This window comes from Parasulfitobacter algicola, from assembly GCF_013315265.1.
Lineage (GTDB): Bacteria > Pseudomonadota > Alphaproteobacteria > Rhodobacterales > Rhodobacteraceae > Parasulfitobacter > Parasulfitobacter algicola.
Genome location: NZ_JABUFE010000002.1, coordinates 50,840 through 68,502, shown reverse-complemented (window position 1 = coordinate 68,502; position 17,663 = coordinate 50,840). Strand labels below are relative to the sequence as shown.

Annotated in this window: 18 protein-coding genes; 10 read left to right on the top strand and 8 right to left on the bottom strand. The window is 54.3% G+C overall.

The genetic code is table 11. The features are described 5' to 3' along the window. Window positions 1–26: 26 nt before the first annotated feature. Window positions 27–401: a hypothetical protein gene (locus tag HRQ87_RS04110; RefSeq protein WP_174135544.1), complete on the top strand. Its 375-nt coding sequence runs from the start codon at window positions 27–29 to the stop codon at window positions 399–401. Window positions 402–443: 42 nt separating this feature from the next. Here HRQ87_RS04110 and HRQ87_RS04105 read toward each other — a convergent pair whose 3' ends face one another. Beyond that, complete coding sequence (locus tag HRQ87_RS04105; RefSeq protein ID WP_174135542.1) at window positions 444–899, bottom strand: GNAT family N-acetyltransferase; 456 nt, start codon at window positions 897–899, stop codon at window positions 444–446. Window positions 900–1,073: 174 nt separating this feature from the next. Between HRQ87_RS04105 and smc the strand changes: the two genes are divergently transcribed. Beyond that, on the top strand, window positions 1,074–4,529 hold the full coding sequence (gene smc, locus HRQ87_RS04100) for a chromosome segregation protein SMC (protein ID WP_174135540.1): 3,456 nt from the start codon (window positions 1,074–1,076) through the stop codon (window positions 4,527–4,529). A gap of 2 nt (window positions 4,530–4,531) precedes the next feature. On the opposite strand, the gene HRQ87_RS04095 is transcribed toward smc, so the two are convergent. From HRQ87_RS04095 to HRQ87_RS04065, 7 genes are all read right to left on the bottom strand, one after another. Next, complete coding sequence (locus tag HRQ87_RS04095) at window positions 4,532–5,380, bottom strand: glycosyltransferase family A protein (protein ID WP_174135538.1); 849 nt, start codon at window positions 5,378–5,380, stop codon at window positions 4,532–4,534. 120 nt (window positions 5,381–5,500) lie between these two features. Then, on the bottom strand, window positions 5,501–5,995 hold the full coding sequence (locus HRQ87_RS04090; RefSeq protein WP_174135536.1) for a PRC-barrel domain-containing protein: 495 nt from the start codon (window positions 5,993–5,995) through the stop codon (window positions 5,501–5,503). A gap of 86 nt (window positions 5,996–6,081) precedes the next feature. Then, window positions 6,082–7,254 (bottom strand): lytic murein transglycosylase, encoded by a 1,173-nt coding sequence (locus tag HRQ87_RS04085; RefSeq protein ID WP_174135534.1) that lies wholly within the window; start codon window positions 7,252–7,254, stop codon window positions 6,082–6,084. Window positions 7,255–7,313: 59 nt separating this feature from the next. Beyond that, window positions 7,314–8,222, bottom strand: a complete 909-nt coding sequence (cbiB, locus tag HRQ87_RS04080) for an adenosylcobinamide-phosphate synthase CbiB (RefSeq protein ID WP_174135532.1) — start codon at window positions 8,220–8,222, stop codon at window positions 7,314–7,316. Beyond that, window positions 8,219–9,148, bottom strand: a complete 930-nt coding sequence (locus HRQ87_RS04075) for a threonine-phosphate decarboxylase (protein WP_174135531.1) — start codon at window positions 9,146–9,148, stop codon at window positions 8,219–8,221. Before HRQ87_RS04075 ends, cbiB begins: the two co-directional genes overlap by 4 nt. A gap of 111 nt (window positions 9,149–9,259) precedes the next feature. Then, window positions 9,260–9,712 carry a DUF805 domain-containing protein gene (locus tag HRQ87_RS04070; protein ID WP_174135530.1) on the bottom strand — a complete coding sequence of 151 codons (453 nt, stop codon included), beginning with the start codon at window positions 9,710–9,712 and terminating at the stop codon, window positions 9,260–9,262. Between the two features lie 81 nt (window positions 9,713–9,793). Then, window positions 9,794–11,143 carry a mechanosensitive ion channel family protein gene (locus HRQ87_RS04065; RefSeq protein ID WP_174135529.1) on the bottom strand — a complete coding sequence of 450 codons (1,350 nt, stop codon included), beginning with the start codon at window positions 11,141–11,143 and terminating at the stop codon, window positions 9,794–9,796. A gap of 228 nt (window positions 11,144–11,371) precedes the next feature. Here HRQ87_RS04065 and leuC point away from each other — a divergent pair, with 228 nt between their 5' ends. From leuC to HRQ87_RS04025, 8 genes are all read left to right on the top strand, one after another. Continuing rightward, entirely contained in the window at window positions 11,372–12,775 is a 1,404-nt protein-coding gene (gene leuC / locus HRQ87_RS04060) for a 3-isopropylmalate dehydratase large subunit (RefSeq protein WP_174135528.1), read from the top strand. 116 nt (window positions 12,776–12,891) lie between these two features. Further along, window positions 12,892–13,230: a DUF952 domain-containing protein gene (locus HRQ87_RS04055; RefSeq protein WP_174135527.1), complete on the top strand. Its 339-nt coding sequence runs from the start codon at window positions 12,892–12,894 to the stop codon at window positions 13,228–13,230. After that, complete coding sequence (locus HRQ87_RS04050) at window positions 13,227–14,279, top strand: quinone-dependent dihydroorotate dehydrogenase (protein WP_174135526.1); 1,053 nt, start codon at window positions 13,227–13,229, stop codon at window positions 14,277–14,279. Before HRQ87_RS04055 ends, HRQ87_RS04050 begins: the two co-directional genes overlap by 4 nt. Window positions 14,280–14,352: 73 nt before the next feature. Further along, complete coding sequence (locus tag HRQ87_RS04045; RefSeq protein ID WP_246251743.1) at window positions 14,353–14,997, top strand: lysophospholipid acyltransferase family protein; 645 nt, start codon at window positions 14,353–14,355, stop codon at window positions 14,995–14,997. Next, entirely contained in the window at window positions 14,994–15,941 is a 948-nt protein-coding gene (locus HRQ87_RS04040; protein ID WP_174135525.1) for a phosphatidate cytidylyltransferase, read from the top strand. The genes HRQ87_RS04045 and HRQ87_RS04040 overlap by 4 nt, the downstream gene beginning before the upstream one ends. Next, window positions 15,941–16,318, top strand: a complete 378-nt coding sequence (locus HRQ87_RS04035) for a hypothetical protein (protein WP_174135523.1) — start codon at window positions 15,941–15,943, stop codon at window positions 16,316–16,318. The genes HRQ87_RS04040 and HRQ87_RS04035 overlap by 1 nt, the downstream gene beginning before the upstream one ends. 3 nt (window positions 16,319–16,321) lie before the next feature. After that, the gene (locus tag HRQ87_RS04030) at window positions 16,322–17,089 is read left to right on the top strand and encodes a CDP-alcohol phosphatidyltransferase family protein (RefSeq protein ID WP_174135521.1); all 768 of its coding nucleotides are present in this window, start codon (window positions 16,322–16,324) and stop codon (window positions 17,087–17,089) included. 112 nt (window positions 17,090–17,201) lie between these two features. Further along, window positions 17,202–17,663 carry a (2Fe-2S)-binding protein gene (locus tag HRQ87_RS04025; RefSeq protein WP_174135518.1) on the top strand — a complete coding sequence of 154 codons (462 nt, stop codon included), beginning with the start codon at window positions 17,202–17,204 and terminating at the stop codon, window positions 17,661–17,663.

Sequence of the window (17,663 nt, the reverse complement as noted above, 5' to 3'; positions counted from 1 at the left end):
GCCTGATGATTTTGGCGGGCTGCAGTATGCCGCCGCCCGCCTATTACGGAGTGCCCGCAACGCGGATGACCGTTGAGGGCAGTACGTTTGATGTGCGTATCAAAGACAATCAGGCGCAGGCCATTCGGGTGAATATGCAATACGCCCCGCGGCCTGATCGGATGTATCCCAAGGCTGCCTTGGCGATCGAAAAGGTCAGCGGGTGCCGAATTGCGAAAGGGTCGCTTAACGGGGATCAGGTGATTATCAATGCACGCCTTGCCTGTGGTGGAAAAGCGCCCCGGGTACCTGTGCCGGTGGTTGATCAGCTTGAGTGCGAGGTGACGGATATCTATGAAAATGATGGGCTGCGACAGGTCAAAGCGGATGTGGAATGTGATGCATATGGCAAAACGCGCTGATGGGCGCTGTTACCGTTAATCTGTATTTGAACTGATAGCCCGTCAGATCAGGGATTTTTCCATGAACAGACTGGCAGGGTGTTCGGAATAATCACCGAACGGGCCACAGATTTTATATCCCAATCGGCCATACAGCGCGACGGCGGCGGCCAGCTTGTCGCCGGTTTCCAGCTTGATCTGATCCAGGCTCGCGTCTTTGGCATGGGTTTCAAGCGCTGCCATCAAGGTTTTGGCGATGCCCAACCCACGACCCGTCGGATCAACATAAAGCCGTTTGATTTCGCCATAGGTTTCATATGCGCAAAGGGCAACACACCCGACTGGCGCGCCATTGCTGCGCGCGACGAAAAAAGAAATACCGGGCTTGTCCAGTTCAGCTGCGGTAAAGCTAAAGCATTCGTCAGCGGTATAGACATCACGCAGCGCGGCCTCACTGCCTTGTATCAGGATGGCGGCATCTTGGGTCAGGGGCGATTCGATGTGAACGGTCAGGGTCATATCCGCATTTATGCCGCAGTTTTTTGTGACTGCAAGATCACTTTTCTGATTATAGATGCGCAATATGTTGTGGATAAGTCGGCGAATTTCCCCACATGCGGGGGCATCCCGTTGACAGACGCGTTTTGCAAGGGTCCACTATGTCCCTAGTAAAATGGTATCAGGATCACGCTTTTGCGGTTTTCGCGGCTTCGATTGAATGGCTTTAAAAGCTTTGTTGACCCCACAGATCTGGTGATCGCGGATGGGTTGACGGGGGTTGTTGGCCCCAATGGCTGTGGCAAATCGAACCTGCTTGAGGCGTTGCGTTGGGTGATGGGGGAAAACCGCCCCACTGCGATGCGTGGCGGCGGGATGGAAGATGTGATCTTTGCCGGGGCAGCCACGCGGCCTGCCCGGAATTTTGCCGAAGTTTGTCTGATCCTGGATAACAGCGAACGACTGGCGCCTGCGGGTTTCAACGACAATGACCAGCTTGAGATCGTGCGCCGGATCACCCGTGATGTGGGCAGTGCTTATAAGGCAAACACCAAGGACGTACGCGCGCGCGATATTCAGATGTTGTTTGCCGATGCATCTACGGGGGCGCATTCGCCGGCACTGGTGCGGCAGGGGCAGATCAGTGAATTGATCAACGCCAAGCCAAAATCGCGGCGGCGAATATTAGAAGAAGCGGCGGGAATTTCAGGGCTTTATCAGCGGCGGCACGAGGCTGAATTAAAGCTGAAGGGCGCTGAAACCAATCTGGCGCGCGTGGATGATGTGGTCGAACAATTGGCCAATCAGCTGGCGCAATTGGCCCGTCAGGCGCGGCAAGCTGCGCGTTATCGCGAAATCGGGACAGATTTGCGCCGCGCCGAAGGGTTGCTATTGTATCGTCGCTGGAAAGAAGCCGATCAGGCGCTGGCGGTTGCGGCGGCTGAGTTGACCGAACGGACAAAGATGGCGGGGCAGGCTGAAATTGCTGCACGTCAGGCGGCGAAGGTGCGTCAGGAACGCGATGGCGCTTTGCCTGCTTTGCGCGAAGAAGAGGCGATTGCCGCCGCAGTTTTGCAGCGATTGCAGGTGCAACGCGATACGCTGAATGATCAGGAAGCACGCGCCCTGCAGACTATTGAAACGCTGCAATCGCGGATCGAACAATTGGCGCGCGATATCGAACGCGAGGCGGGGTTGAACCACGACGCGGGCGAAACGATTTCGCGGCTAGAGTGGGAAGCGACTGAGCTTGCCAAGGCCGCCGAAGGGCACGACGGACGTCTGGAAGCCGCGGCCGAAGAAGCGCGCAACGGGGCGTCGATCTTACAAGAGCGCGAGGCTGAGTTAAGCCAGATCACTGAAGATGTGGCACGTTTGGCCGCGCGGCATCAATCGGCGCATCGCTTGCTGGATGACAGCCGCAAAACGTTGGACAAGTACGAGGCCGAAGCAGCCAGCGCGCGCGAGGCCGTTCAGGCCGCCGAAGACGCAGTGGGCAAGGCCAGCGCGGATTTCGAAGATGCCGCCACGGCCGAAAAAGCGGCAACTGTTGCTGTGACAGATGCCGATACAGCGCTGGCCGAGGCTGAGGCCGCGCGGGCGGAAGCGCAATTGGAAGAAAGCAATGCGCGTGCGACAAAATCCGAAGCCGACGGCGAGGCGAACGCTTTGCGGGCCGAGGTGGCGGCATTGTCGAAATTGGTCGCGCGCGAGGCGTCTGAGGACGGCCAGATTTTGGATGTTTTATCGGTTAAGCCGGGCCATGAAAAAGCGCTGGGTGCGGCCTTGGCCGATGATCTGAAGGCCCCGCAGATTGGGGCAGATGCGCCATCGGGTTGGGCAATGTTGCCGGCCTATGACCAGGTGCAAGCCTTGCCTGCCGGGTCTAAACCACTGGTACAATATGTGACTGCCCCCGATGTTTTGGCGCGGCGTCTGGCGCAAATTGGGCTTGTTGCGGCGGCGGATGGACCGCGCTTGCAGGCTGATCTAAAGCCAGGGCAGCGGCTGGTCAGTGCCGACGGCGACCTGTGGCGCTGGGATGGATTTCGCGCGGGGGCCGAAGACGCGCCATCGGCGGCTGCGTTGCGATTGCAGCAGTTAAACCGGTTGGAAGAGTTGAAAAGTCAGGCGGCTGATGCGGATACGCGGGCCGATGCCGCGCGGCAAAGCTATGAGGTGCTTTCGTCCACGTTGTCTGACGCAACCCAAGCCGATCAAGCCGCCCGCCAGACGCGCCGTGATGCGGACCGTCTGTTAGCTGATGCAAACCGCGCATTGTCACGGGCCGAGGCGGATAAAAGCATCGCTACGGGCAAGCTGGAAAGCCTTGGGTTGGCTGTTAAACGCTATGATGATGAAGCGACGGCGGCGCGTCAGCGGCTTGTGGAAGCTGAACGGGGTGTGGCGGATCTGGGCGATCTGGACGCCGCGCGGCATTCGGTCGAAGACATCAAGATGACCGTCGAAGCGGCGCGCATGACGATGATGGCCAAACGGTCCGGGCACGATGAGTTGCGCCGCGAAGGCGACGCGCGATTGAAACGAAAGCAAGAGATTACCAAGGAAATCAGTGGTTGGAAACACCGGCTTGAGACGGCTGAAAAGCGGTCAAAGGAATTGCTGGAACGCAAGACGGAATCCGAAGAAGAGCTGAAAACCGCAACTGAGGCGCCCGAGGAAATCGCAGCAAAACGCGCAGAGTTGGCCGATGCCGTTGATGCGGCTGAAACCCGGCGCAAGGCGTCTGCCGATAAACTGGCCGAAGCTGAAACAGTTCTGCGCGAGGCGGAACAGGCCGAACGAGATGCGGAACGGTCAGCATCAGAGGCGCGCGAGGCACGCGCACGCGCCGAAGCACGTGCAGATGCTGCGCGTGAGACCGTGGCCTATGCCGCCGAACGGATTGTTGAGGCACAGGATATAACGCCCGATAAACTGTTGGAAACATTGGACGCAGACCCGGAAAAAATGCCCGAGGCCGAAGTGATCGAGGCCGATGTCAACCGGCTGAAACGGCAGCGTGATGCTTTGGGGGCCGTCAACCTGCGTGCCGAAGAAGACGCCAAAGAGGTTCAACAAGAACATGACACTCTTGTCAGCGAAAAGGCTGATCTGGAAGACGCAATCAAGGCACTACGCACCGGAATTGCCAGCCTAAATCGCGAGGGGCGCGAACGTCTTTTGACGGCGTTTGAACAGGTGAACACGAATTTCGGCTTGCTGTTTACGCATCTGTTTGGTGGTGGTGAGGCCAAGCTGGTTCTGGTGGAAAGCGATGATCCGCTGGAAGCGGGCCTTGAGATTATGTGTCAGCCGCCGGGTAAAAAACTGTCGACGCTTAGCTTGTTGTCGGGGGGCGAACAGACCCTGACCGCACTGGCGCTGATCTTTGCGGTGTTTCTGGCCAACCCAGCACCGATTTGTGTGCTGGACGAGGTCGACGCACCGCTGGATGATGCCAATGTGACGCGCTTTTGCGATCTGTTGGATGAGATGACGCGGCGCACCAACACCCGCTTTTTGATCATCACACACCATGCCGTCACCATGTCGCGGATGGACCGTTTGTTTGGTGTGACGATGGGTGAACAAGGGGTCAGCCAGTTGGTCAGCGTCGATCTGAAAAAAGCCGAAGCAATGGTGGCTTAAGGTCAGAGGTCTAAAGTATCCAGTTTAAATTCTTCGCGAATTTTTGCGATATAGATCTGATCGGTTATCAAATTATCAGAGATATATGCCAGTTTACTATCAATTTTACCGCGCCGCTTTTGCATGTTTTCACCGTGATTTACCAGATAAAGCACAGATGGAAACGCGATTGATTGCATTTCAAAGCCATAATACGCCACGTTATCCGGCACACTTCCATGCTTGCCCCGTTTGCGTAATATTTTTTCAAATTGAAAATCGGACCGAAAGTCAAATCGCATGGCTGTACTGGATCCACACGCTTTGTACAAAGGCGAATGGGGCGAATAAAGGGGTGCAAGTTGACTGGTCTTTGCGTCAATCATGTAACCTGCACTTAGGTAATATCCCTGGCCGTTGTTGTCAGATTGGATATGAGAAAAGAGTTCGGGATGCAAAATATCGTCAGCATCCAGCGCAAAGTAATATCCGTCGCCTGTGGATGATAATTTTAGGTCGTCCACCAGATAGGAAAGTTTACCCCTTTGATCTGAAAAATTGCTTGGTTCGGGGTATTTCAAGAACCGAATACGAGGATCCTTAACGGTTAGATCAGGTTCATTTTGCCCACATATAACGGCCTGCCAGTTCGGATTTGTTTGATGTAACAGGCTTTTTAAAGTGCGATCCAATATGCGTTCAAGGCGGGACCAATCGTCGGCTCTGTCTTTTGCGACTAATGGGATGGCTACATAGATCATAGGTTCAGTTGAAGGGGGTGTCAGTGTATGGCGCCACTGCCAAAGCCGGCCACTTAAATTGCGCTGAAAAGGTGCTTTGCCTTCCCAAAGATGCTTTAAAGAATACGCCATCAAAAGTTCCTATTTTGATGTCATCGCTAGCAGTCAGTTTTAAAAGTTACAAGTATGAGCCGAGGCAAGCAAAAAGGCCCCGGAAGAAATCCGAGGCCATTGTTAAATCAAGCGTATTGATTACGATTGATCTTCTGCTGCCCATGCACCGATTTCTGACATGTCGAATGCGGGGGCATTCATAAGTTTGTCTTTGGTTGATTGAACAACGACGAAGAAATCGCCGGCATCATCACGATCATTGACCAATTTCAGTTGATCCATGTTCACGGCGACTGTGTGTTCACCCATCCCAAGGAAGCCACCAATATCAAGAATGACAGAGCGTGTTTTCCCGTCGGCTGACATGACGACATCACGCACTTCGCCGATATTATTCCATTCCTTTTCAACATCAATGGATCCATTGCTGGCAAACTCTTTAAGTTCGGTCGTATAGACATATTTGCCAATAAGGGTACTTGCAGAAAGCGTGTCAGCACCAAAGTTTTGGGGTTCAAAGAAAAACACACCAACATTTTCAGACGTAGTGGCTTGTGAATCGTATGTTGTTGTTTCAGCCAAGGCTGGCAAAGTTACACAGATGACGGCTGTGGTTGCAAGGAAAGTACGCATGGACATTCCTCCTATGATTGTTAATGAGACTTTCTTTCGCCCCTTGTAATCAAAACGAGATACGTACAGATTTGTTCCCGAAAACCTCAAAGAGCTTGTAATAAATTCCGGGTTGGCCAGGCGTCGGCTGGTAAGCCAAGGCGCTGTTGTTCAGCCTGAACAGCTGCGCGCGTTTTGCGGCCCAGAATGCCGTCAATTTTACCAACATCATGGCCACGATTGCGCAGTTTGGTTTGCAGCATTTTCATTTCCGTGTCGTTCAGACCGCTTTCGGGATTGCGCGGGTCATAGGGTGGCGCGCCCGACAGTCGTGTGGCGAAATATGCCGCGGTGGTCACGTAGATAAAGCTTTGATTCCATTCAAAATAAACAGTGTAATTCGGATAGGCCAGAAACGCAGGGCCATCTTTGCCCATTGGCAGCAACACCGAAGCCTGCAAATTTCGCGAACCCAGATCACCCGACCGACCACGCACCCCCATTTTAGCCCATTCATCAACGGTGATTGTGGTATCAAATCCGGTTTTAGACCAATCCAATGTGTTCGGAACGGTAATTTCCTGCAGCCACGGTTCATTCGCGCGCCACCCTAGATCGTGCAGCATTTTGGCCCCGGACATTAGCGCATCGGGGGGCGAAGTCTTAAGGCTGACTTTGCCATCGCCGTCCGCATCGACGCCATTGGTCAGGATATCTTCGGGCAGCATCTGAACCATGCCGATTTCTCCGGCCCATGCCCCTGTGGTGCGGGCGGGGTCAAATTCGCCACGTTCATACAGTTTTATGGCTGCGAAAATCTGCGGGCGGAACAACTGGGGGCGTCGGCAGTCATGGGACAATGTGACCAGCGCATTGAGTGTGTTGAAGTTGCCCTGCACCGCGCCATAGTCAGTCTCAAGCGCCCAGAATGCTAATAAAACACCTGACGGTACGCCATATTCGCGCTGTGCGCGGTCGAAGACTTTGGAATATTTTTGTGCGTTACGTTGTCCGTTTTGCAGCCGGTTCGCGGATATAACGGCGCGGGAAAATTCGATGAAATTCTTTTTGAAAACACCCTGACTGCGATCGGCGCGAATGACTTTGGGGTCTTGTCGAACAGATGCAAAAAACCGATTTACCGTTTCGCTGGAATGTCCGGCCTGTCGCGCTTTTTTTTTCAAGTCGGTGACAAAACTGTTAAAACTGCCGCCACAGTTTGCATGGGTGACCGCCGTTGTAATTGCAAAACAAAAGATCGTGGCAAGGCTTAATCGCATGAATACACTCCTGATAAAATCATGATCAGATTAGCGATCTTGTGGCAGGGCGCAACATGTCAGATCAGGGCGATGATCAGGATAAGACCCGTGGCAAGCGCCCATGTGCGCCATAATATGGCAACCGCCTGATCTATTTCGCCCGGCCCTGCCATCTGTTTGCCTTCGGGGTAGACCCACGGAAAATCCTGCCGTTTCCCGTCATAGGATCGTGGGCCGGACAGGGGGGTATTCAGCAAGACGGCGATTGCGGCTTCGGGCCAGCCCGCGTTTGGGGATCGGTGCAGGCGGGCGTCACGGCGCAGGGTTTTAAAGACATCCAACCGCGCATATGCCAAAGCCATCAGAACAGGTGTCAGGCGGGCCGGTATCCAGTTCAGCACATCATCCAGACGGGCGGCCGCCCATCCGAATTTTTCGAATTGTTCCGTACGGTGGCCGATCATGCTGTCGGCGGTATTTACGATTTTATAAAGTAACAGTCCCGGCAGCCCTGCCACCAGAAACCAGAACGCAGGCGCGATCACACCGTCGGACAGGTTTTCGGCAGCAGATTCAATGGCCGCGCGGCTGACATCGCTTTCAGTCATATCTTTTGTATTGCGGCCGACAATCATGGCGACGGCCTGTCGACCGGCTGGCACAGACAAGCGCAAGGCATCCGCGACGGCGCGGACGTGCTGTGTCAGAGATTTTTGCGCCAGAAGGATGGCGGCCACCAGAATTTCAGCCACGGGGCCAAGCAGTGACAGACCATAGCCCAAGGCGATGGCGGCAAAGCTAAGCAAGGCAACGACTTCGGTGCCTTTGATGCGGCGGGCGGGATCATTGTTAAATCGTGTCTCAAGCCAGCTGATCGCGCGGCCTATCAGAACGGCAGGATGGGGGATACGGTCCCACAGCCATTTCGGTTCACCCAGGATGGCATCCAGGATCAGCGCACAAAAAAGGGCAGGGGCAAAGGTCATAGGGCAGCCTTTAGACGATCCCAACCATCTGCAGGCGGCAGGCCAAGGCGCACCCATGTTTTGGAATAGGGAAAGATGCGTGACCAGATGTGATGGTGTGCCAACTGGTCCTGCATCTGTGCGGCATCGGGTACATCATACAGGCGGAACAGGGATGTCCCCCCAATCAGTTGGGCGTGATCTTGCATCACGGTATCCAGACGATCTGCGTCGTCTTGTAATCGCTGTCGTGTGTCATGTGCCCATTTTGTATCTTGCAAAGCTGCGGTGCCAATCCGCAGGGCCGGGCCCGCCACGGGCCATGGGCCGATCAGGTCGGACAAGCGTACGATCAAGGCAGGATCGCCGATGGCAAAGCCAAGGCGCAGCCCCGCCAGACCCCAGAACTTACCAAAACTTTTCAGGATGATTGTGCCGGGGGTATCGGCCAGATGGATCAGGCTGCGATCCGGGGCCACGTCACAAAAGCTTTCGTCGATGATGCGAACAGATGTTTGCAGATCGTCAGCGGTGTACCATCGGCCATCGGGGTTGTTGGGGTGTACAATGACTTTGGCGTCGCCCGAATTGATCTGCCAGCCATGTGCTTTGAAAGCGGCAGCATGTTCATTGTATGTGGGCGTCGGGATATCAACGTTTGCGGTCGGGAAAAGCGCAGGGATGCGGGCGATCAGGGCGGACGCGCCGGGGGCTGCTATAATAGCCGCGCTGTCAGGGATCTGCCAGAATTTGCGGGCCTCGACCAGCAAGGTGTTCACTGCGCCTTGGTCGGGCAACTGGATCCAGTCTGACATCGCAGGTGTGCCAATGGGATAGGGATGCGGGTTGATACCTGTAGACAGATCGATCCAGCCCGCACGCGTGCCGCCATATTGCAAAATGGCTGCATCCAGCCCGCCGCCGTGATCCCGTAGCTTGTGATTCATAACGTGCAGTCAGACCATCAATGGCGTATCTAATCCAGTGCTTTGATTTGTAAAACCACACCAATTGATATGGTTTTTGACGCTATTCAACGTGGTGGCGACCGATATGCCTTATGAAAAGACATCTTCGTCGGTGTTTTGCAGGGGATCGGGACCAAACCGGTTAGGCCCCGGAGTGCCCGGCAGGCAGTAAAAGACCAGCAGGACAATTCCACCAACAAAAGGGACCAGTCCAATCAGGTACCACCAACCGGATTTATTCTGGTCATGCAAACGCCGGATTGACGTACAGATCAGCGCAAGAGCCATCCACCCAATCATCATATAGAGAATGGGCATAAAAATAATCCCGATCAAACCACCCACGGCCGCACCAGCCGCTGCGGCGTCAGAATCCATCGAAGCAGACGCTGCAATTGGTCCGATAAAGACGACAAACAGCAGGATCGTACCGCCGATACCCAAGATGAAGAACCAAAGGAAAAACCACCAGAATTCCGAGCGTGATGCCCGACCTTCGAACGGTTTGACCATGTTGTGTTTCAGCGCTTTCGTAAATTCCATTTGGTAAAATTCCCTTTATAAATTTAGTTCGGCACTTGCCGAACATGCTTTATGCATATGCTATTAAAATCTGTGGTGCGATCAGTCTAATGCTTTTGTCTGCAGTTCGCTGCCTTGCAGCATTTTGACCTCGCGCTGCGGGAACGGGATCGAAATACCGTTTTCCTGAAATGCATCCCACAACGCCAGATAGACCTGTCCACGCACGTTGGTCAGCCCGCCCGTTGGATCGGAAATCCAGAACCTCAGGATATAGTCGACCGAACTGTCGCCGAACCCGACGATGTGACATACGGGCTTGCGCGGATGGCTTAGCACGCGATCAACGCTCATGGCGGCTTCGATTGCGATAGGGCGGACAGTATGTGGGTCATCGTGATAGGCGGTGCCGAAATAGATATCGAGCCGCACAAAATCATTGGAATGTGACCAGTTGACCACCTGACCTGTGATCAGATCTTCGTTCGGGATCAGGTATTCGCGGCCATCACGGGTGACAACCGACACATAACGTGCGCCAAGCGAATTGATCCAGCCAAAAGTATCGCCAAGGCTGATCACGTCCCCCGGTTTGATGGATTTATCCAGCAGGATAATGATGCCAGACACCAGGTTCGACACCACCTTTTGCAGACCAAATCCAAGGCCCACACCGATGGCACCGGACAGCACAGCAAGCCCTGTCAGATCAAAGCCAACTGCGCGCAAACCGATAAAGAAAGCCGCGCCATATAGGACAACCTGCAGAAACTTGACCGTCAGGACACGCATCGAAGGCGAGATGTTTTCGTTTCTTTGAATGCGGTCAGACGTGGTGCGCGACACGAACCGTGCGCTGAAAAGGAATATGCCAAGGACAAAGGTGGCCTGAAGAACCAGCCAGATCGAAATGCGGGTTTCGCCGATTGTGATGGCCAGACTGTCCAGCAATTGCTGGGCTTCCTCGGACAGGTTCAGAATGCGCAAGGTGACCCAGATCCATGCGCCGTAACGCACCAGCTGGCGTAAAACGACATTGCGTATCAACCGGGTGCCGAAAGCCACGATCAGCCACGCGGTGGCCAGGTTGGCAATAATCGTCAGCCAATAACTGCGGCTGGGCCAGGTGATTTCGCGCATCGCCGCGATGACCAGCCAGATCAGAATCACATAAAAAATACTGCGCAGACGTTTATGAACGACGACCAGAATACGCATCCGCCATTTCGGCCAGCCTTCGCGTGTGCGCATCCAGTCATGCATTTTCGGCCCGATGTAAGCCCGAAGCAGATGCGCCATCAGCAAAACAGCAAGGGCGATTCCGATCTGATAAGCACCCCAAGGCCGCAGCAGGTTGGCGATCATACCTTCGCCCTGCAACAACAGGCTTTCGCCTATTTCCAATGCATTTGCCTGTTCTGCCACCAGTTCGTCGGGTTCCGGGAAATCCATACTCGATACCTTTTGTTTCGTTCATACTGCCCGGTTGATGCGTATGGGACAAGTCGCGCCTTGATAGACGGGCCAACGCGATGTATCTGCATCCCATGATACCGATTTTTGACATGGATGATCGTGCGCGTCTGCCTTGGCGGTTTTATGGGGCGTCCTGCACTGTATTGGCGCGACTATAACGCGCCTTTTACCATCTGTTTCAACCAATAACTATGGGAGAGGACAATGTCCCCCAAGACGCTTTACGATAAAATCTGGGATGCTCACATCGCGCACGAGGCCGATGATGGCACCTGTTTGCTGTATATTGATCGCCATCTGGTGCACGAGGTCACAAGCCCGCAAGCCTTTGAGGGGCTGCGTATGGCAGGCCGTCCGGTGCATGCGCCCGACAAGACGATTGCGGTGCCTGATCACAATGTGCCCACCACATTGGATCGTGCTGAAGGGGGCATGAATGAAGAAAGCCGCATTCAGGTCGACGCGTTGGATAAAAACGCCAAGGATTTCGGGATACATTATTATCCGGTGTCTGACGTGCGTCAGGGGATTGTGCATATTGTCGGCCCCGAACAGGGGTGGACTTTGCCTGGCATGACGGTGGTCTGCGGCGACAGTCACACAGCCACGCATGGGGCTTTTGGAGCACTGGCCCATGGGATCGGGACGTCTGAGGTTGAACACGTTCTGGCCACGCAGACGCTGATCCAGAAGAAATCCAAAAATATGAAGGTTGAGATCACCGGCAAGCTGCGCCGTGGCGTGACGGCCAAGGATATCACCCTGTCCGTGATCGGCGAAACCGGAACCGCCGGCGGCACGGGTTATGTCATTGAATACTGTGGCGAAGCGATCCGCGATCTGTCGATGGAAGGGCGCATGACCGTCTGCAATATGGCGATTGAGGGTGGCGCGCGCGCAGGCTTGATTGCACCGGATGAAAAGACGTTTGAATACGTCAAGGGCCGCCCGCATGCCCCGAAAGGGGCACAGTGGGACGCCGCGCTTGACTGGTGGAAGACGCTTTATACGGATGAGAACGCGCATTTCGATAAGGTGATCACGATCAAGGGCGAAGATATCGCGCCCGTTGTGACATGGGGCACCAGTCCGGAAGATGTGCTGCCGATCACGGCCAATGTGCCTGCAGCTGAGGATTTTACGGGTGGAAAAGTGGGCGCTGCACAGCGGTCGCTGGAGTATATGGGACTAACGCCTGGTACCCCTTTGAGTGAGGTTGAAATCGACACTGTCTTTATCGGATCTTGTACCAATGGTCGAATTGAAGATTTGCGCGCAGCGGCGGCGATTTTGAAAGGCAAGAAGATCAAGAATGGGTTGCGTGCGATGATCGTGCCCGGATCGGGTTTGGTGCGTGCACAAGCCGAGGAAGAAGGTCTGGCCGATATCTTTAAAAACGCCGGATTTGAATGGCGCCTTGCGGGGTGTTCGATGTGCCTGGCGATGAACCCTGATCAGTTAAGTCCGGGTGAGCGGTGTGCCGCGACCAGCAACCGAAACTTTGAAGGCCGTCAGGGGCGTGGCGGGCGCACGCATTTGATGTCGCCTGCCATGGCGGCAGCGGCAGCCATTACCGGACGTCTGACGGATGTGCGCGACTTGATGTAAGTTGGGTCTTTTAAGAACGGAGGCGCGCTGATGCGCGCCACGTTTTTTGCGCCGCGCTGTCGCGCTGCGGTGCCTCCGGCGGGAATATTTGGACCAAGAAGAAGGACGTACCTGGAATGAGGATTTACAAGATATTCCGGACGCCTGAGTGGGAGGTCTTTCAGTCGGATGGTTGGACGGATGGCGCGCCTGTGGATTTGGCCGATGGGTTTATTCATTTTTCGACGGCAGAACAGGTCATCGAGACGACAGCCAGGCACTTTGCCGGGATCGATGGATTATGGCTGGTGGCATTTGACGCTGAGGCTTTGGGTGATGCCTTGAAGTGGGAGCCATCGCGAGGAGGGGCGTTGTTTCCGCACTTATATCGGCAATTGCGTTTGAATGAGGTCGCTTGGGTCAAGCCGTTGTCATTAGTGGGGACAGTTCACCAGTTTCCGGATGATATGGTATGACCCCGCTGGAACGTATGGGGCTTGGCGTATTGCGCCGGATGGACCCGGAATATGCCCACGGGCTTTCGATCAAAGCTTTGAAAATGGGGCTGGCACCTACGTCGGGTGTTGTGACATCAGATCGGTTGCGGACCACGGTTGCGGGGCTGACATTGCCCAATCCGGTTGGGTTGGCGGCAGGCTTCGATAAGAATGCCGAGGCCCTTGCGCCCTTGGCGCGTGCCGGTTTTGGTTTCATAGAAGTGGGCGCTGTTACGCCACGCCCGCAGCAGGGTAATCCAAAGCCCCGGCTGTTTCGCTTGACCGAAGATCATGCGGCGATCAATCGGTTTGGCTTCAACAACGAAGGCATGGATGTGGTGGCCGAACGGCTGGCGGAGCGGCCCAAGGATGCCGTGATCGGGCTGAACCTGGGGGCCAATAAGGACAGCCACGATCGCGCGGCGGATTTCGCGACAGTTCTGGCGCATTGTGGTCCTTACGTGGATTTTGCAACTGTGAATGTTAGTAGTCCTAATACAGAAAAATTGCGCGATTTGCAGGGTAAAGACGCACTGGGTGCTTTGCTGGCCGGTGTTATTGACGCCCGTGCCGGAATGGCGCGCAATATTCCAATTTTTTTGAAAATTGCGCCGGATCTGAGTGATGCTGAAATCGGCGAGGTTTCAGACGTTGCTGGGCTGTCAGGCATAGATGGAATTATCGCGACGAATACGACGCTTGACCGTGAAGGTTTAACAAGTGCGCTTCAGGATCAGGCAGGTGGTATGTCGGGCAAACCGTTGTTCAAGCGGTCGACCCGCGTTTTGGCACAGCTTGCCAGGCAAACCGACTTGCCGCTGATTGGGGTGGGTGGGATTTTTTCGGCCCAGGATGCCTATGACAAGATCAAGGCGGGGGCATCGGCCGTCCAATTCTATACGGCGATGGTTTATCAGGGCGTGTCGATGGCGGCGCATTTGCCCGCAGAACTCGATCAGCTTTTGGCCCGCGACGGATATGACAATATTGAAGATGCGGTGGGGGCTGAGCGCCACAGGTGGGCGTGATCTGAATTATGCACTAGGACCTTTGTTCTGGATCGGGTAATTTCATCTGTGTGTTATTTGTGAAGAAGTTGATATGAAAGCATTTATGGCGTTGATGACGGGCGAGGCGATTTTGCTGTTTGCCCGATTTATGACAGCGGTACGCGGCATTTGGCATGGTATTGAACCGGTACCGCGACAGCGTGTTTATTTTGCCAATCACACCAGTAATGGTGATTTCATTCTGATTTGGGCGGTTTTGCCGTCTTATATGCGGGCCAAAACGCGCCCTGTGGCTGCAGCGGATTATTGGCTGTCATCGAAGCTGCGCGCTTTTATCGGACAGGAAGTCTTTAATGCTGTTTTGATTGATCGTCGCCCCGAAGATCGAGACCATGATCCGATGGAGTTGATTATAAATGCAGTTGATGAAGGATCATCGTTGATTATTTTTCCCGAAGGTAAACGCAACAACACTGAAGAATTTTTACTGCCCTTCAAAGCGGGCATATACAATCTTGCGCAGGCGCGGCCAGATGTTGATTTGGTGCCTGTCTGGATCGAAAACCTAAACAGCGTGATGCCCAAGGGCGAAGTGATCCCAATCCCGCTGGTTTGCACCGTGACCTTCGGCGAGCCGCTTGATGTCGACAAAGACGAAGATAAAGACGCCTTTCTGGCCCGCGCGAGTGACGCGTTGGTGAAGCTGTCTGAAACCGTAAGGAGGGCGTCATCATGACGGTTCATGCTGAATTTATCACCCTTCTCATTGGGATTATCGCAGTGCTTGTCGCGGCATCAGCCGTGGGGTTCGTGTTGAAACAGAAAATTGGTCAGGGTGGGGCCAGCCCCACGGTTGAAAATCTGAACGCACGGATTACGGCCTGGTGGGGCATGGTAATCTTGCTGTCGATCGCATTTCTGGCGGGGCGGGGCGGTGTGATTATGTTGTTTGCATTCTGCTCATTCGCGGCATTGCGTGAATTTCTGACGTTGACGACCAAATCACGGGCCGATCACTGGTCGCTTGCGGCTGCATTTTTTGTTGTTTTGCCTGCACAATACTGGCTGATCTGGATCGACTGGTATGGGCTTTATTCAATTTTTATCCCCGTCTACGCCTTTTTGCTTTTGCCGATTGTCGCGTCGTTGCGCGGCGATACCCAGGATTTTCTGATCCGGACGTCCGAGACCCAGTATGGTCTGATGATATCAGTATTTTGCGTATCCCACGTGCCTGCGCTTTTGTATCTGGATATCCCTGGATATGAGGGCAAGAATGTGCTGCTGATTGCCTATCTGGTGGTCGTGGTGCAGATCAGCGACGTGCTGCAATATGTGTGGGGCAAGCTGATTGGTAAGCATCCGGTTGCGCCATCGTTGTCGCCGTCAAAGACATGGGAAGGTCTGATCGGGGGCGTGTTAAGCGCCACATTGATCGGGGCCTGTCTGTGGTGGATGACACCCTTTACAGTTCTGCAATCTGCGGGATTGTCTTTTGTGATCACGCTGATGGGTTTTTTTGGCGGGCTGGTTATGTCGGCCATCAAGCGCGACCGCGGGATCAAGGACTGGGGGCATCTGATTGCGGGACACGGTGGATTTATTGATCGGTTGGATTCCGTGATTTTTTCAGCGCCGATCTTTTTCCATCTTGTCCGTTTCTGGTGGTCTTTGACATAATGCGCGGGGCTGGCAAAACGGCCCTTCATATGTTGGTCGGGTTTCTTTTGATGGGCGGATGGGCGCTGATTGCAAACCGTCATCATCCGATGCCCGCGCCATTGATTGCAGGGTTGTTACAGGGTGTTTTGTCGGCCTGTATCACGTTTGTGATGAAAATTATGTTGGAAAAACTTGTGTTTAGTCTGAATGGCTATGTCGCATTGATTATCCCGCCAATGATCGCTGCACTCATTTCGGTGAGTGTGCTTTCTATCCTACACACACTTGCAAAGACGCCTGAAGTCTTGGCGACGATCATTTTTCCGGTAACAGTCGCAACAGTTTACAGTGTCACATACACATATTCTATTTGGACACGGACGCGGGGGGAATAAATCATGACCGAAGATGTATCACGCCGACCAATCGCCAGTCGTAACACAGCCTGGGCTAAGAAGCTGGCGGAAAAATTGGCAGCAGCACAGATCACGCCAAATCAGATATCGCAGGCGGCGATCGGGTTTGCTGCTTTTGCGGGGATCGCATTTGCGTTGTCCGGTGTTGCATCTGGTGGTGCCGTGCGAGTGTTTCTGCTGATCTTCGGGATCATCGGCGTTGTTGGACGTCTTTTGTGCAATTTGTTGGATGGCATGGTTGCAGATGAAAGCGGGTATGGCGAAGCGGATGGTGCGTTTTGGAACGAAGTGCCAGATCGTTTGTCAGATATCATGATCCTTGTTGGAGTAGGTTTTTCAGCAGGCGCGCCCATGCTGGGCTGGGCGGCTGCCGCGTTTGCCATTTGTACGGCATACGTTCGTGAATTTGGCCGCGCCGAAGGTCTGGGAAATGATTATTCGGGTCCTATGGCCAAACCGCACCGGATGGCGGCCGTGATCGCAGGTGCTGTTGTCGCGATATTCTGGAGCAATGTTGCGATGCTGATCGCGTTGGTCATCATTGTTTTAGCCACCATCGGAACCATCGGCAGCCGCGCTTATACGATTATCCAGACGATGGAACAGACACGACCGTCTAGCATCGTGAGAAAGAAAAAGCCCGTCAAGACCGATGGCGAGGGAAACACTGACGAAGAAGAAACGACTGAGGGCGACGAAGAGGATCCCGAAGATGAATTGATGCAGCGTTTGAAGGATATGACGAAGTAAACGGGCGGAAATCAGCACGTTTGCGTTATTAATCCGTCATTCTTTCTACGACCTCTGGTAGAGTGAAAACTTCGACCTATCTGCTGTTTTATCCAGCAGAAGGAGACGCCAGATGTCGATCAGTTTCACGGTCAACGGAACCCCCCGCACGACAGATACTGACCCCGCAAAGCCGTTGCTTTGGGTGATACGGGACGAACTGAAATTAACCGGAACAAAATATGGCTGCGGTGTTGCGCAGTGCGGTGCATGTACCGTGATGATTGATGGGGTCGCGTCGCGATCCTGTGTCACACCCGTGGACAGTGTCGAGGGCGCCGAGATCACAACCATCGAAGGACTTTCTGGGCCCGAAGCTGCCGCTGTGCAGGCTGCGTGGACCGAAATCGAAGTGCCGCAATGCGGATACTGCCAATCAGGGCAGATCATGACGGCGACATCGTTTTTGACCGAAACGCAGAACCCGACTGATGAAGATATCGCTTTCGCGATGGATGGTAACCTGTGCCGCTGCGCCACATATACCCGCATTCGTGCGGCGGTGCGCAAAGCTGCCGACAGTCTGGAGGCTTGA